Raw genomic sequence first — 14,383 nt, 5'->3', positions numbered from 1 at the left:
CACGCCGCGCGGGCGCGCTGTGTCAGGCTGTTGCAACGGCCGGCTCGCTTGCGCGCAGCGGCAGGGCGCCGCTCACATGCAGCGCCTGTGTCACCTGCACCACCAGCCGGCGCGCGCCGGCGCCCGCAGCGGGCCACACCAGCTGAGCGACCCCCGCGATCTGCAGCTGCTCGCCCCGCGAGAAGTCGATCAGCAACAACCCGCAGCGCGGATGGAGTGCCAGGTTGCCGAAGGTGTTGAAGAAGCCGTTGCCCGGGTAGTCGTCCATCACCAGCGTGCGCCCCGCTTCGATGCGCAGGAAGCCGGGCGGCCCGCCCCGATGGGAGAGATCCACGCCATGGGCGGGATCCGTCGACTGCCCGGCAGCCGGGTGCGCGGTGGCGATGAAGCAGGTGTCGGCGCGCTCGACCAGCGCGCGCATCGCCTCGTCGAGCGTGTCCGCCCGGTTCACCCGCACCGCGTCAGTTGAAGCCAGCGGTTGATGCAGCCACTCGCGGCGCGTGATGTACTTCGGGCAGTTGCCGAAGGTCTGCCCCAGCGCCACGCCGAAGCCCTGCCCATCGCGCCACGCCACCTGCCCGTTGGCGCGGTTGCGCCGGGCGGTGTGCGGCTGGATGCCGAGCAGCCCGAGGGGCGCGCCGGGCACCAGCGCCGCCTGCAGCGGGTCGTGCGGCAACGGCAGGGCGCCGACGGTGAGCATGCGGTCGGTCGGCGCCTGCACGAAGCCGGGCGGACCGGCGACGACCGAGGCCCAGGGCTGGCCCTGCGCGTCCACGCTGCCGACCAGCAGCGCCGGCAGCAACGGATAGAAGTCGCGATGCTGCTGCGGCAAGTGGTCGCGCAGGATGAGCGGGCCCACCTCGGCCAGACGCCCGGCCGTGCCGGCCCGGGTCTGCAGCAGGCGTTCACCTTCATGCCAGCCGGCTTGCGAGGACGACGCGAGGCGGATGGGGGTAGCGGTGGCGGACATGAGGGCTCCTGAAGGGCCGCGCGGCGCGGCGGTGTGGATGGGCGGGCGCGCCCCGGTGGGCGGGCCGTGGGGTCGCATCTTGTTTGATCCTTCCTCCGGAATAAAGGGCCTGAAACGGATCGCACCACTCCACGGATCGCAGTAATATCCGCGCCATGGACCGCCTGCGCGCCATGCAAGTGTTCGTGGCCATCGCCGGGGCGGGCAGCCTCACCGCGGCCGCCCGCGCGCTGGAGAGTTCGCTGCCGGCGGTCGTGCGCACGCTGGCCGCCTATGAAGCCCATCTGGGCGTGCGCCTCTTCCATCGCACCACGCGCCGCGTGGCGCTCACCGACGAGGGCACCCGCCACCTGGAGCGAGTGCGCGAGGTGCTGGCCGCGCTCGACGAGGCGGAGGCCGCGCTGGGCAAGCAGGCCGCCGCGCCCGCGGGGCACTTGCGCATCACGGCGCCGGTGCTGTTCGGCCAGATGTACGTGGCGCCTGCGGTCACGCGCTTCGTGCAGCGGCATGCCGGCCTGCAGTGCACGCTGGTCCTGCTGGACCGCATCACCAACCTGCTGGAGGAAGGCCTGGACGCAGGCGTGCGCATCGGCCGGCTGGAGGACTCATCGCTGGTGGCCTGGCCGCTGGGCGAAGTGCGGCGCGTGGTGGTGGGCGCGCCCGGCTTCCTGCGGCGCCACGGCGTGCCCGCTCACCCGCGGGACCTGCGCGGCTTCGACTGCATCCGCGTGCTGGGCCACCGAACCGGCTGGGGCGACTTCCAGGAGGGCGGCCGCGCCTTCCAGGTGCCGGTGAGCGGCAGCCTGGCCTTCAACCATGTCTGGCCGGCGGTGCAGGCCTGCGCCGAGGGCGCGGGCCTGGGCATGTTCTTCTCCTACCAGGTGGAGCCGATGGTGGCGGACGGCCGCCTGCGCGTGGTGCTGGAAAGATTCGAACAGCCCGCGCGACCCATCCAGATCGTCGCCCCGAGCGCCCGGCTGCTGCCGGCGCGCACGCGGGCTTTCATCGACTTCATCCGGCAGGACATCACGCGCTTCCGCGCCCAACCGGCCTGACCCACCTGGAACCCGAGACATGGACTCCTTCGACTGCGACCTCTTCGTCATCGGCGGCGGCAGCGGCGGCGTGCGCGCCGCACGCATGGCGGCGCAGCGCGGCGCCCGCGTGGTGCTGGCCGAATCCGGTGCGCTGGGCGGCACCTGCGTCAACGTGGGCTGCATTCCCAAGAAGCTGTACAGCATCGCGGCGCACTTCCACCACGACTTCGCGGACGCCAAGGGCTTCGGCTGGGACGTGGCGGGCGCCACGCTGGACTGGGCGCGCCTGAAGCACAACCGCGCGCACGAGATCCGCCGGCTAAACGGCGTGTACGACCACCTGCTGCGCACCGCGGGCGTGGAGCTGCTGCATGGCCGCGCCCATGTGGCCGGCCCGAACGCCGTCACCATCGACATGGCCGGCGGCTCGCGCACCGTGACCGCCCGCCATGTGCTCGTTGCCACGGGCGGGCGGCCGGCCCTGCCCGACATTCCCGGGCGCGAGCACGTGCTGAGCAGCGATGACCTCTTCGACCTGGATCCGTTCCCGCGCCGCCTGCTGGTGGTGGGCGGCGGCTACATCGCCTGCGAGTTCGCGTCCATCTTCCAGGGCCTGGGCGCACAGGTGACGCTGGTGCATCGCGGCGAGGCGCTGCTGCGCGGCTTCGATGAGGACGTGCGGCATTTCCTGGCCGCGCAGCTGCGCGCGCACGGCGTGGACGTGGTCCTGGGCGCGTCGCCCCAGGCAGTGACCCGCTCGCCCGACGGCCTGGCGGTCGCCCTGTCCGATGGCACCGTGCGGGGCGCCGACGCGGTGCTGATGGCCACCGGCCGCGTGCCGAACAGTGCCGGCCTGGGCCTGACCGAGGCCGGCGTGCGGCTGCGCGCGGATGGCGCGGTGGAGGTGGATGCGCACTACCACAGCAGCGTGCCCTCGATCCTGGCGCTGGGGGATGTGACGGCCCGCCTGCAGCTCACGCCGGTGGCGCTGGCCGAGGCGATGGTGGTGGTGGACCAGCTGTTCGGCGCCGGTCAGCGAAGCATGGACTACGAGCTGGTGCCCACCGCCGTGTTCACGCATCCCGCCATCGGCACCGTGGGCCTGACCGAAGCGCAGGCGCGTGCGCGCTTCGGCCCGGTGCGCGTCTTCCGCACCGAGTTCCGGCCCCTGCGACAGACCCTGGCCAACGGCGCGGAGCGCACGCTGATGAAGCTGGTGGTGGACGCCGCCAGCGACCGCGTGGTGGGCCTGCACATGGTGGGTGCCGAAGCGGGCGAGATCGTGCAGGGCTTCGCCGTGGCCATGAAGGCCGGCGCGACCAAGGCACAGTTCGACGCCACCATCGGCATCCATCCCACGGCGGCCGAGGAGTTCGTGACCATGCGCGAGCCGGTCGCCGGGTGAGCGCGGCGCGCGGTGTCACGCGCTCCCCGCACAATACGGCCATGCCGCTCCAGCCCCCCTACATCGCGCCCACCTTCCACACCGAACCCGAGTCCGCGCTGGCCCAGGTGCAGGCGATCTACAGCCAGCAGGTGAACCACCTGCGCGAGGCGATGCAGCGCTTCGTGGCCGGTGAGCGCCTGCATGACCGCGTGCGCGGCTGCTACCCCTTCGTGCGCATCCAGACCGACAGCGTGGCACGCCAGGCGGCCCTGGAAAGCTCGGGCCTCGCCTTCGGCTTCGTCTCCAGCGCGGGCCTGTACCAGACCACGCTCACCCGGCCCGATCTGTACGCCCGCTACTACCTGGAGCAGTTCCGCCTGCTCACGCGCAACCACGGTATCGCGCTGGAGGTGGGCACCAGCAACGAGCCGATCCCGGTGCACTTCACCTTCGCCGAACACGACCACCTGGAGGGCTCGCTGCCGCTCGAGCGGCGCGCGCTGATGCGCGACCTGTTCGACCTGCCGGACCTGAACGCCATGGACGACGGCATCGCCAACGGCACCTGGGACCCGCCGCCCGGCGCGCCGCAGCCGCTGGCGCTGTTCACCGCGTCGCGGGTGGACTACTCCCTGCACCGCCTGCGCCACTACACCGGCAGCGCGCCGGACTGGACGCAGAACCACGTGCTGTTCACCAACTACCAGTTCTACATCGACGAGTTCGTGCGCCTGGGCCTGGCCGAGATGGCGCGGCCCGACAGCGAGTACACCGCGTTCGTCGAGCCGGGCAACGTGGTGACGCGCCGCGTGGGGCTGGCCGCCGAGCCAGCCGACGCATTGGGCGCGCCTCCGCCTCGGCTGCCGCAGATGCCCGCCTACCACCTGGTGCGGCCGGGGCATGCCGGCATCACCATGGTGAACATCGGCGTGGGGCCGTCGAACGCGAAGACCATCACCGACCACATCGCCGTGCTGCGCCCGCATGTGTGGCTGATGCTCGGCCACTGCGCCGGACTGCGCAACAGCCAGCAGCTGGGCGACTACGTGCTGGCCCATGCGTATGTGCGCGAAGACCACGTGCTGGACGAGGAGCTGCCGCTGTGGGTGCCCATCCCCGCGCTGGCGGAAGTGCAGCTCGCGCTGGAGCAGGCGGTGGCCGAAGTCACCGGCTTCCAGGGCGCCGACCTCAAGCGCGTGATGCGCACCGGCACCGTGGCGAGCACCGACAACCGCAACTGGGAGCTGCTGCCGCGCAACGAGCCGCAGCGCCGCTTCTCGCAGAGCCGCGCGGTGGCGCTCGACATGGAAAGCGCCACCATCGCCGCCAACGGCTTCCGCTTCCGCGTGCCCTACGGCACCCTGCTGTGCGTGAGCGACAAGCCGCTGCACGGCGAGATCAAGCTCCCCGGCATGGCCAACCAGTTCTACCGCGACCGCGTGGACCAGCACCTGCGCATCGGCATCCGCGCCATCGAGCTGCTGCAGGCGCAGGGCGTGGACCGGCTGCACAGCCGCAAGCTGCGCAGCTTCGACGAGGTGGCGTTTCAGTAAGCGGGCGGCCGGGCCGTCCGGCCCGCCCAGGTGGCGCTCAGGAGGATGGCTTGGACGGCTGCCCGGCCTGCAGCGGCGCATTGCCCGACAGGGGCGCGCTGCCCGAGAGCGGCGCACTGCCGGACAGCGGGGCGGAGCCGGTCTGCGGGCCGCCGGCGGTCGCCTTGCGCTTGCGCATGGGCCGGTAGGGCGTGGCGCGGCCCAGCAGCACCAGCACGATCAGGCCCGACACCATGCCGATGGCCACGGCATAGCCGGCCGCCACGAAATACTCCCCCAGCTTCTGGTTCAGCAGGTAGAGCGCAGTGAGGGTGGAGACCATCATGGTGATGGACGCCATGAAGAAACCGACGAAGTCGCCCAGCACGAGCTTCTGCTGGCACGACTTGCAGGCGGAGATGTCGCTGAAGAACAGCTTGGGCACGCTCAGCGAGTTGCGGCAGCGCGGGCAGCGATAGTCCATGGCGAGTCTCGGTGCTAAACCCCGCGTTATACCGGGGATTGCGGCAGTGCGGAAGAGAAAAAGGTCCGCTGCAAGGCGGGATCAGGTCCCCATGGCCTCGCCCATGCGCACCGGCCGGGCCGGGGCCCAGCCGGGCGTGAAGCGCAGGGTGCCGGCCGGGAACAGCAGCACCACGGTGGAGCCGAGCAGGAAGCGACCCATCTCGGCGCCACGCGCCAGCGTGAGCGGCCGATCGTCATAGCGCCACTCGCACGGCGCGCGGCGGCGCGGCGGGTTCACCACACCGTGCCAGGTGGTGGCCATGCTGCCGACGATGGTGGCGCCCACCAGCACCAGCACCATGGGGCCGTGCTCGCAGTCGAACTCGCACACCACGCGCTCGTTGCGCGCGAACAGGCCCGGCACGTGCTGCGCGGTGAGCGGATTCACCGAGTACAGCTCGCCCGGCACGTGGATCATGCGGCGCAGGCGGCCCGCGCAGGGCATGTGGATGCGGTGGTAGTCGCGCGGCGACAGGTACAGGGTGGCGAACTGGCCGTCCTGGAAGCGCGCGGCCAGCGCCTCGTCGCCGCCCACCAGGGCGCGCGTGGAATAGGCATGCCCCTTGGCCTGGAAGACCTGGTCGCCGGTGATGGGGCCGAACTGGCTGATGGCGCCGTCCACCGGGCAGATGAAGGGCGCGTCGGCCAGCGGCCGCGCGTCGGCGCGCAGCGCACGCGTGAAGAAGGCGTTGAAGCTCGCATAGGCTTCCGGCCGCGGATCGGCCGCCTCGGCCATGTTCACGCCGTAGCGGGCGATGAAGCGGCGAATGACGGCCTGCGTGAAGGCGCCGCCCTCCAGGCCGGCCAGCTGCCCCATGGCCTGCGTGAGCAGTGTCTTGGGCAGCAGGTGCTGCAGGGTGATGGCCAGGGGCTGCGTCAAGGCAATCGCTCGAAGGGTCGCGGGGGCGACCGATTCTAAGCGGGGCGAAGCCGCGGCCCGGCTTTGCCACAATCAGCACCATGTCCACCCTGCCGCTGCCCGACGACCTGCTGGCCGCCATGGCCAGGGGGGTGTCGGTGATCGTCGGCTCGCGCGACGCCAACGGGCGGCCCAGCGTCATGCGCGCCGTGGGCAGCGTGGTCCGCGAGGGCGGCGCGGCCATCACCGTCTTCCTGGCGCGTCGGCAGTCGGCCCGGCTGATCGCCGACCTCGAGGCCACCGGCCATGTGGCCGTGGTCTTCAGCCAGCCTTCGACCCACCGCACCCTGCAGCTCAAGGCCCGCACCGTGCAGCTGCGCCCGGCCACGGCCGATGACGAACCGGCGCTCGCGACTTACCTGGCGTCGATGGAAGTCGAGATCCAGGCGGTCGGCCTGACCAGCGCGATCGCGCGCGCCATGCTGTCGCACCAGCTCGCGGACCTGGTGGCGGTGAGCTTCACGCCCGAGGAAGCCTTCGACCAGACACCCGGCCCGCGCGCGGGCGCGCCGCTCGCCGCGGGCCCGGTGCCGCCACCGCCCGAGCCGCCGGCGAACACCCTGGCGCCGCCCGCCGGGGCGGGGCCGGTGCGGGCCGATCAACCGCTGGACCCGCCGCTCGGCGCCATCCGGGCCTGCTTCGAAGGCGCCATCCCGGCGGTCATGGCCACCTGCGGCGCCGACGGCGTGCCCAACGTGGCCTACATCTCGCAGGTGTCCTACGTGGACGAGCGCCACGTGGCGCTGTCGTTCCAGTTCTTCAACAAGACCCGGCGCAACATCCTGGCCCATCCGGTGGCGACCACGCTGATGGTGGATCCGCTGAGCGGACGCTTCCTGCGCCTGCACCTGCGCTACCTGCGCACCGAGACGCAGGGTCCGCTGTTCGAGAGCATGCGCGCGCAGCTGGCGGGCATTGCCTCGCACAGCGGCATGGAGGGCGTGTTCCGCCTGCTCGGCGCCGATGTCTACGCGGTGGAGGCGGTGGAGGCCGTGCCCAGTGAGCTGCTGCCGGCGCCGCCGCCACGCACCGGGCTGCTGGGGGCGGTGCGCGGCGCCGCCGAGCGCCTGGCACGCTGCACCAGCCTGGAGGAGGCGCTGGGCGCCACGCTGGCCGTGCTGCAGGAGGCGCTGCACATCCGCCATGCGATGGTGCTGATGCTCGACGCCGCTGGCGGCCGCCTGTACACGGTGGCCAGCTGCGGCTATCCGCGCTCGGGCGTCGGCTCGGAGCTGCGGGTGGGTCAGGGCGTGATCGGCGTGGCCGCGCGCGAGGCCACGCCGGTTCGCATCGGCCACGTGACCAACGCCGCGCTGTACAGCCAGGCGATCCGCACCAGCTTCGAGGCGCAGATCCCCGACATCGAGCCGGTGACCGAGATCCCCTACCCGGGCCTGGCGGAGCCGCACAGCCAGCTGGCCGTGCCGCTGCTGGCGGCGGGGCGCGTGCTGGGCGTGCTGTTCGTGGAGAGCGACGAGGACCTGCGCTTCTCGTTCGAGGACGAGGACGCACTGGTGGCGATCGCGGGCCACCTGGGCGCGGTGATCGACCTGACCCAGGCCGCCCACGAGGCGGCCGAAGCGGAGGCCCTGGCCGCGCCCGGCCAGCCGGCAGCGGCCGAAGGCGCGGCGCTGCAGGTGCGGCACTACGCGGCCAACGACAGCATCTTCATCGGCGACACCTATCTCATCAAGGGTGTCGCCGGCGCCATCCTGTGGAAGCTGCTGCGTGACCACGAGGCGAGCGGCCGCACCGAGTTCAGCAACCGCGAGCTGCGGCTGGACGCGGCGCTGAAGCTGCCCGACGTGAGCGACAACCTCGAGGCGCGCCTGCTGCTGCTGCAGCGCCGGCTGGACGAGCACGGCGCGGGCATCGCCATCGAGCGCACCGGGCGCGGGCGCTTCCGCCTGGTGCTGGCGCGGCCGGTGGTGCTGCAGGCCACCTGAGGCAGCCGTCGCTCAGGCCGTGGCCAGGCCCGGCACGACGGGCAGCGCCAGCGCCGCGGCGAGCTTGGCCCACTCGCGCTGGTCCAGGTGCGGCTGCACCGTGTCGAGGATGGCCTGGAAGGCGGGCGCCGGCGCCTTGCCGCGCATGTCCTGCAGCATCATCGCGCGCTCCTGCGGGTTCATGAACGGCACCAGCCAGCGGGCGATGGCCATCATCTCCTGCGGCGGGATGGAACCGACCAGCGCGTCGTGGATGGCGAGCAGTTCCTCGTCGCCGTAGTGCGCCCAGAGCGCGGCGTTGTGCACCGTCTCCTCGTAGTGCATGTGCTCCAGGTTCTCGGCCATGAAGAGCGCCAGCGCGTGGTACAGGCGCTGCGTCTCGTGCGCGCGGTCGGCCGGGAGCGCGGCGCGCAGGCGCACCACCTGGCGGGCGAGCTGCTCGATGGCGGCCTCGTGCCCGGCGTGGTCACCGGCGACGCGGGTGGTGGTGCCGGGTGCGCGCGCCTCGATGGCGGTGTGCAGGAAGTCGTTCTCGTGCTGCAGGTGGCTGCGGCAGGCCTCCAGCAGCTCCAGCACGCGCTGGCTCACCTGGGTGAGTTCCAGCGCGTCGTCGCTGTCCATGCGGCCGACCGCCAGCAGGGTGTCGGCCATGACGGCGCGCATGGCCTTGTGGATGCCGGCGTACATGTCGAAGCGCGGGCCGGCGGCGGCGACCTGCTGCAGTTCCAGGGTGCTGATTTGCATGATGTTCTTCCGTGTGTGAGGGGTTGGACGACGGCGCGATGCCGTGGGAAGAACTGTAGGAACGCGCGCGCCGCCGCGTTCTGAAGAAAAGCTTAAGCAGACCCTACGCGGACCTTAAGCAGCGCCCAGCGTGAAGTGGGTCACGTGCATTCGTCACGCCCCCTGGCGCGCGGCGGCGCGGATCAGGTCCGAGGCCTTCTCCGCGATCATGATCACCGGCGCGTTGGTGTTGCCGCCCACGATGCGCGGCATGACGGAAGCGTCGACCACGCGCAGGCCCTGCACGCCGTGCACGCGCAACTCGGCATCGACCACGTCCTTCGGTCCCGGGCCCATGCGGCAGCTGCCCACCGGGTGGTAGATCGTGTCCGCGTGCGAGCGGATGAAGGCCTCGATCTGCTGGTCGGACTGCGCCTGCGCCGAGGCGGCCAGCTCGCGCCCGCCGTACTGCGCCAGCGCCGGCTGCTGCAGGATGGCCCGCATCAATCGGAAGCCGCGCACCATGCGCCGCAGGTCATCGGCCTCGGCCAGGAAGGCAGGGTCGATCGCCGGTGCCTGCAGCGCATCGGTCGATTGCAGGCGCACGCTGCCGCGGCTGGCCGGCCGCAGCAGGCACACGTGGCACGAGTAGCCGTGGCCGAAGACCGTCTTGCGGCCGTGGTCCACCAGCTTGCCGATGACGAAGTGCAGCTGCAGATCGGGGATCGGCTCGGCCGGGTCGCTGCGGATGAAGCCGCCGGCCTCGGCGAAGTTGGTGGTGAGCATGCCGCTGCGCTGGCGACGCCACTCGAGCACGCCGCGCCAGGCGTTCAGCAGGCCGCGGCCGGAGAGGCCGAACAGGTCGGTGAGTTGCGGCGCGTCGACCACCTGCACCACGTCCACATGGTCGTGCAGATGCTCGCCCACGCCGGGCAGGTCGTGCACGACCGGCACGCCGTGCGACTGCAGATGCGCTCCGGGGCCGATGCCGGAGAGCATCAGCAGCTGGGGCGACTGCAGCGCGCCGGCGGCGAGCAGCACCTCACGCGTGGCGCGCAGCTGGTGGGTGCCGCTTGCATCGCGGTACTCGATGCCGGTGGCGCGGCGGCCTTCCATCAGCACCCGGGTGGCGTGCGCGCCGGTGATCACTCGCAGGTTGGGCCGCTGGCGCGCCGGGGCGAGGTAGGCCTTGGCGGCACTGAAGCGCTCGCCGTTGCGATGCGTGACCTGGTAGGCGCCCACCCCCTCCTGCTCGGCGCCGTTGAAATCGGGGTTGACCGGGTAGCCGGCCTGGCGACCCGCCTCCACGAAGACCGGGGTGAAGCGGTTCGGGCTGCGCAGGTCCATCACGTTCAGCGGGCCGCCGGTGCCGTGCCAGTCGTCGGCGCCGCGCTCGTTGTGCTCGGCGCGCTTGAAGTAGGGCAGCACGTCAGCCCAGGCCCAGCCGGGGTTGCCCTGCTCGGCCCAGTGGTCGTAGTCGGCCTGGTGGCCGCGTGCGTAGATCATCGCGTTGACCGAGCTGGACCCGCCCAGCACCTTGCCACGCGGCTGGTAGCCCCGGCGTCCGCCCAGCCCGGACTGGGGCACCGTCTGGAAGGCCCAGTTGGCCTGACCGTTCTTGGCCAGCAGCGCGAGGCCGGCCGGGCAATGGATCAGCACGCTGGTGTCCGGCGGGCCGGCTTCCAGCAGCACGACGCGCGTGGCGGCGTCCTCGCTCAGCCGCGCCGCGAGCACACAGCCCGCTGAACCGGCGCCCACGATCACGTAGTCCGCCTCGGCGGTCGGAAGGTCTGCCATCGTCGTCTCCTGAATGGAATGCGGCGGCGGGTGCGGCCCGCCGTCCGGGAGGAAGTCTAAAGTAGGCCAGGCGGTAACATGGCGGCCTGTGAAGGAAGGATGACGGGATGACGACGCCGGTGGCTGGCTCCGGTCAGCCGGAGACGCAGGGCCTGAGCCTGCGTTCGAGTTGGGAACTGCAGAAGCTGCCTGCGGAGCGAGCCCCGGCCGCGCCCGCGCCGGCCGCTTCGGCGCCCGCCGTGGCGGCGGAGCCCGTGGCCGGCCCGGCCCCGGCCGCGGCGCCTACCGAGCCCCCCGCTGCCGCGGCCCCCGCCCCCACGCCGCCGCCGGCACCAGCGCCGCCATCGGCGCCCATGACCCAGGCTGCCGCCGCCCTGCAGCGGCCCGTGGGCGACCCGCCCATCAGCGTGGGCGCCAGCGCGCTCACCTGGGTCGTCGGTGCGGGCGCGTTGCTGGCCTCCGTGGGCTGGGTGATGGAGCGCCGGCGCCGCCGCCTGATGGAGATGGAGAAGGACTCCATCATGTGGGCGGACCGCCAGCACAACGCCTCCATCATCACCAGCGTCGGCGACCTCGACAAGCTGCTGCCCGACGGGCCCGATCCGGCCGAGGCCGCGCGCGCGATCTACGTCACCGCTATCGGCGAGACCAACTCGCGGCGCGAGGCCACGCTGATCGACCTGCACCAGCTGCGCGGCAAGCTCAAGCGCCGGCGTGAGCGCGGCGACAACGTGGCCGCGCTGCTGCTGCTGCAGCAGCACCTGGTGGACTTCCGCTACACCAGCCCCTGGGTGTTCCTGGAACTACTGGAGCTGTACCGCCTGCAGGACCGGCAGGTGGAATGGGAGATGGCGCGCGACGCCTTCCGCAAGCGCTTCGGCCAGAACGCGCCCCAGTGGAGCGCGCCCTCCACCGAGCACATGGAGCTGGTCGACGACAAGCAGCTCGCCACCGAGCTGGCACGCGACTGGCCTTACCGCGAGGCGCGCATGTTCATCCTGCGCTGGATGCTGGGCGAGCCCGAGATGCGATTGAAGGCTTCCGGCCCGCCGCTGCTGGGCCTGGGTGTCTACCGCGACCTGATGCTGCTGGATTCGATCCTGGACGACGTGGTGGTGGTGCGCACGCAGCCTGCGGACTCGCTGCTGTAGCGGCACGGCGCTGTCGCCGGGTCGACGCCCCGGACGGACCTGTCCGCCGTAGCATGACGGCATGGACACGACCGCATTCCCCCCCGAAGGCACCATCACCACCGAGCGCCAGGCCGACCTGCTGCTGATCGGCATCGGCCGCCCGGCCAAGCGCAACGGCTTCACGCCGCGCATGTTCCGCGAGCTGGGCGAGGCCTACACGCTGCTGGACGACGACCCCGCGCTGCGCGTGGGCGTGCTGTTCGGCCATGGCGGCCACTTCACCGCCGGGCTGGACCTGCCCACCATCGCACCCTTCATGCAGCGCGGCGAGAAGCTGGTGAAGCCCGGCGACGTCGAGCCGACCGACCTGGGCACGCCCGGCTACCGGCGGCGCACCAAGCCGATGGTGGTGGCGGTCAGCGGCATCACCTACACGCTGGGCATCGAGCTGATGCTGGCCGCCGACATCGTGGTGGCCGCCGACGACTGCCGCTTCTCGCAGCTGGAGGTCAAGCGCGGCATCATGGCCACTGGCGGTGCCACGCTGCGCATGGCCGAGCGCGCCGGCCTGGGCAACGCCCTGCTGCACCTGCTGACCGGCGACGAGTTCGGCGCAGCGGAGGCCCTGCGCCTGAACTTCGTGCAGAAGGTGGTGCCCGCCGGCACCGAGCGCGACGAGGCCGTGCGCATCGCCCGCCAGATCGCCGACCAGGCGCCCCTGGCCGTGGTGGCCACGCGCCAGAGCGCGCTGAAAGCGGTGGAAGAAGGCCCGATGGCCGCGATGCAGGACTTCATCGAGGTGCAACAGCGCCTCTCGCGCAGCGAGGACGCGGCGGAAGGCGTGCGGTCGTTCGTGGAGCGGAGGGCGGCGCGGTTCCAGGGGCGGTAGGGAATGGCTGCTGGCGCAAGGACGCGCGCACCATCAAGGGGCAGCCTGAGGGGCCGAGGCGAGGTTCTTCTCTCCTTACCACTCGAGCCACCACGCCGCGGATCACCATCACTCTCTGCCCTTGAACGAGAGCAGTGCAGCCTTCATGGCATTTGCCGCTCCCGCATCCTTCTCATCGCTCAGAGCCTCAACAAGATCCCCCTCCATGGTCCGCAGCCCGAGCCGTTGAGTCCAATCTGCTGCCTTGCGACGAACTCGAGCGCTCTTGTCGCGGATGGCACGTCCTATCACCACGCCTACGACATTAGGATCATGTTTTGCGGTTAGGCACAGCAGAGCGTTGTGTCGGATACTTGCTCGATTGGATTGAGACAGCTCGATGATCAGATTCAAAGCGCGTGCATCACCTTCTGCGACTTCACCGAGAAACTCTGCACATGTCTCATACACCGAGGCCTTTTCGTCAGAAACGCCACTCGCGAGCTTTGCAAGCTTCGGCATAGGTAACTTTCTCGACGTGGCCAGCGCGTCAAACGCATTCAGAAGAGGGGCTTCAAGCTCCGCTCGATATGGCTTGACGTATCTCCGAACATGATCGCCAATGTAGGCTCGGTCGTATTCCATTGTGCAATTTGGATTCTGTGAGCGGGCTAGTCAAGCTCGCGCTTCGGAAGCGGTGTACCGTTCAAGATATACAAGCCCTCAATGGTGGTCAGATTCGGGTCGGCGGATTGCGCGCGGTATAAATCGGCGATGCCGCCAGTCAATGACAACATGTTGAGCAGGCCAAGTGCTCGAACCGTGAATTTGCCTTGCTTTGCACTATCCACCGTAACTGTCTCACATGTACAGTCAATTCCAAGAGATTTGAGCGACTTCATCATCGCGCTCATCTTTGAATTCATCTGCTCAACAGTTTGCGAGGAGGAAGGAACTTCGTACAAGCGCATTTTTCCGTTCGGATACACAAGCACCACATCTGGCCTTAGCTTTCCAGCCGAAACGTCGCCGGTAATCGCGGCAAGGGATCTGTTGTAGTGGATCTCCGACACCTTTTTGCAGATGGTTGCCGCGTCGCCGATCGTCATACTTGCGATGTCGTGGCCCAGTGTTCGGGTCACTTGTGGCTTTCCAAATACCTCTATCGGGTTGAGTCCAAACGGGTCAGAGATCGATGCTGAGTTTTGTTCTGCGTATACGTATCGGTTGATGCCCCCCGCCAACCCAATCGGATCCGCCTGCGTATACCTCCCCACCCGCGGGTCATAGTTGCGGAAGTAGTTGTACACCACCCCGCCCGCATCCTCCGCATACTGCCCCGGGAATCGCAGGTTCAGCTCGGTCGGATTCGTCGCCTTCAGCAGCACCGGCTGGTTCGTGATTGCCGCATTCGGGTTCGGCGTGGCCTTCAGCACGCCCGTGGGCTTGTTGTTGCCGAAGCCGCTGTAGGGCCACTGCCACACCACCTCGTTCTGCTCGTTCTTCATCACCCGCGGCGTGCCCAGGTGGTCCGGGTGGATGCTGA

13 protein-coding genes are annotated in these 14,383 nt (G+C 70.4%); 6 read left to right on the top strand and 7 right to left on the bottom strand.

Annotated features, from left to right (window positions below):
- Positions 1 to 22: 22 nt before the first annotated feature.
- Positions 23 to 970 (bottom strand): pyridoxamine 5'-phosphate oxidase family protein, encoded by a 948-nt coding sequence (locus ACE3T5_RS09220; protein ID WP_374666767.1) that lies wholly within the window; start codon positions 968 to 970, stop codon positions 23 to 25.
- Between the two features lie 155 nt (positions 971 to 1,125).
- On the opposite strand from ACE3T5_RS09220, the gene ACE3T5_RS09215 reads away from it, so the two are divergent.
- The 3 genes from ACE3T5_RS09215 to ACE3T5_RS09205 are packed head-to-tail and all read left to right on the top strand — an operon-like array spanning position 1,126 to position 4,947.
- Positions 1,126 to 2,025, top strand: coding sequence for a LysR family transcriptional regulator (locus ACE3T5_RS09215; RefSeq protein WP_374666764.1), 900 nt, complete (start codon positions 1,126 to 1,128; stop codon positions 2,023 to 2,025).
- A 19-nt stretch (positions 2,026 to 2,044) separates the two neighbouring features.
- The gene (gene gorA / locus ACE3T5_RS09210) at positions 2,045 to 3,412 is read left to right on the top strand and encodes a glutathione-disulfide reductase (protein ID WP_374666762.1); all 1,368 of its coding nucleotides are present in this window, start codon (positions 2,045 to 2,047) and stop codon (positions 3,410 to 3,412) included.
- 41 nt (positions 3,413 to 3,453) lie between these two features.
- Positions 3,454 to 4,947 carry an AMP nucleosidase gene (locus ACE3T5_RS09205; protein ID WP_374666760.1) on the top strand — a complete coding sequence of 498 codons (1,494 nt, stop codon included), beginning with the start codon at positions 3,454 to 3,456 and terminating at the stop codon, positions 4,945 to 4,947.
- 37 nt (positions 4,948 to 4,984) lie between these two features.
- On the opposite strand, the gene ACE3T5_RS09200 is transcribed toward ACE3T5_RS09205, so the two are convergent.
- Positions 4,985 to 5,410, bottom strand: coding sequence for a hypothetical protein (locus ACE3T5_RS09200; protein WP_374666759.1), 426 nt, complete (start codon positions 5,408 to 5,410; stop codon positions 4,985 to 4,987).
- Positions 5,411 to 5,491: 81 nt separating this feature from the next.
- Positions 5,492 to 6,331, bottom strand: a complete 840-nt coding sequence (asd, locus tag ACE3T5_RS09195) for an archaetidylserine decarboxylase (RefSeq protein ID WP_374666757.1) — start codon at positions 6,329 to 6,331, stop codon at positions 5,492 to 5,494.
- Positions 6,332 to 6,411: 80 nt separating this feature from the next.
- Here asd and ACE3T5_RS09190 point away from each other — a divergent pair, with 80 nt between their 5' ends.
- Entirely contained in the window at positions 6,412 to 8,316 is a 1,905-nt protein-coding gene (locus ACE3T5_RS09190) for a GAF domain-containing protein (protein WP_374666755.1), read from the top strand.
- Between the two features lie 12 nt (positions 8,317 to 8,328).
- Here ACE3T5_RS09190 and ACE3T5_RS09185 read toward each other — a convergent pair whose 3' ends face one another.
- Both ACE3T5_RS09185 and ACE3T5_RS09180 read right to left on the bottom strand, forming a co-directional pair.
- Entirely contained in the window at positions 8,329 to 9,060 is a 732-nt protein-coding gene (locus ACE3T5_RS09185; protein ID WP_374666753.1) for a hemerythrin domain-containing protein, read from the bottom strand.
- Between the two features lie 153 nt (positions 9,061 to 9,213).
- A complete protein-coding gene (locus tag ACE3T5_RS09180; RefSeq protein ID WP_374666749.1) occupies positions 9,214 to 10,836 on the bottom strand; it encodes a GMC family oxidoreductase in 1,623 nt (540 codons plus the stop codon).
- A 107-nt stretch (positions 10,837 to 10,943) separates the two neighbouring features.
- On the opposite strand from ACE3T5_RS09180, the gene ACE3T5_RS09175 reads away from it, so the two are divergent.
- Positions 10,944 to 11,987, top strand: a complete 1,044-nt coding sequence (locus tag ACE3T5_RS09175; protein WP_374666747.1) for a hypothetical protein — start codon at positions 10,944 to 10,946, stop codon at positions 11,985 to 11,987.
- 61 nt (positions 11,988 to 12,048) lie between these two features.
- Positions 12,049 to 12,858, top strand: a complete 810-nt coding sequence (locus tag ACE3T5_RS09170; RefSeq protein WP_374666745.1) for a crotonase/enoyl-CoA hydratase family protein — start codon at positions 12,049 to 12,051, stop codon at positions 12,856 to 12,858.
- Positions 12,859 to 12,966: 108 nt separating this feature from the next.
- On the opposite strand, the gene ACE3T5_RS09165 is transcribed toward ACE3T5_RS09170, so the two are convergent.
- Positions 12,967 to 13,482 carry a HEAT repeat domain-containing protein gene (locus ACE3T5_RS09165; RefSeq protein WP_374666743.1) on the bottom strand — a complete coding sequence of 172 codons (516 nt, stop codon included), beginning with the start codon at positions 13,480 to 13,482 and terminating at the stop codon, positions 12,967 to 12,969.
- 26 nt (positions 13,483 to 13,508) lie between these two features.
- Positions 13,509 to 14,383 (bottom strand): RHS repeat domain-containing protein (locus ACE3T5_RS09160; protein WP_374666741.1); only part of this gene is annotated, 875 nt, incomplete at its 5' end.

This window comes from Ramlibacter sp., from assembly GCF_041916345.1.
In the GTDB taxonomy this organism is placed as follows: domain Bacteria; phylum Pseudomonadota; class Gammaproteobacteria; order Burkholderiales; family Burkholderiaceae_C; genus Ramlibacter.
The sequence above is the reverse complement of the archived record's forward strand: the minus strand, read 5'-3'. Positions and strand labels throughout refer to the sequence as shown.

Excerpts from the sequence above, each read along its gene's own strand:
- ACE3T5_RS09205 (WP_374666760.1), top strand. The coding sequence starts at position 3,454 with ATGCCGCTCCAGCCCCCCTACATCGCGCCCACCTTCCACACCGAACCC.
- ACE3T5_RS09170 (WP_374666745.1), top strand. The coding sequence starts at position 12,049 with ATGGACACGACCGCATTCCCCCCCGAAGGCACCATCACCACCGAGCGC.
- ACE3T5_RS09185 (WP_374666753.1), bottom strand. The coding sequence starts at position 9,060 with ATGCAAATCAGCACCCTGGAACTGCAGCAGGTCGCCGCCGCCGGCCCG.
- gorA (WP_374666762.1), top strand. The coding sequence starts at position 2,045 with ATGGACTCCTTCGACTGCGACCTCTTCGTCATCGGCGGCGGCAGCGGC.
- ACE3T5_RS09215 (WP_374666764.1), top strand. The coding sequence starts at position 1,126 with ATGGACCGCCTGCGCGCCATGCAAGTGTTCGTGGCCATCGCCGGGGCG.
- ACE3T5_RS09175 (WP_374666747.1), top strand. The coding sequence starts at position 10,944 with ATGACGACGCCGGTGGCTGGCTCCGGTCAGCCGGAGACGCAGGGCCTG.
- ACE3T5_RS09165 (WP_374666743.1), bottom strand. The coding sequence starts at position 13,482 with ATGGAATACGACCGAGCCTACATTGGCGATCATGTTCGGAGATACGTC.
- ACE3T5_RS09180 (WP_374666749.1), bottom strand. The coding sequence starts at position 10,836 with ATGGCAGACCTTCCGACCGCCGAGGCGGACTACGTGATCGTGGGCGCC.
- ACE3T5_RS09220 (WP_374666767.1), bottom strand. The coding sequence starts at position 970 with ATGTCCGCCACCGCTACCCCCATCCGCCTCGCGTCGTCCTCGCAAGCC.
- ACE3T5_RS09200 (WP_374666759.1), bottom strand. The coding sequence starts at position 5,410 with ATGGACTATCGCTGCCCGCGCTGCCGCAACTCGCTGAGCGTGCCCAAG.
- ACE3T5_RS09190 (WP_374666755.1), top strand. The coding sequence starts at position 6,412 with ATGTCCACCCTGCCGCTGCCCGACGACCTGCTGGCCGCCATGGCCAGG.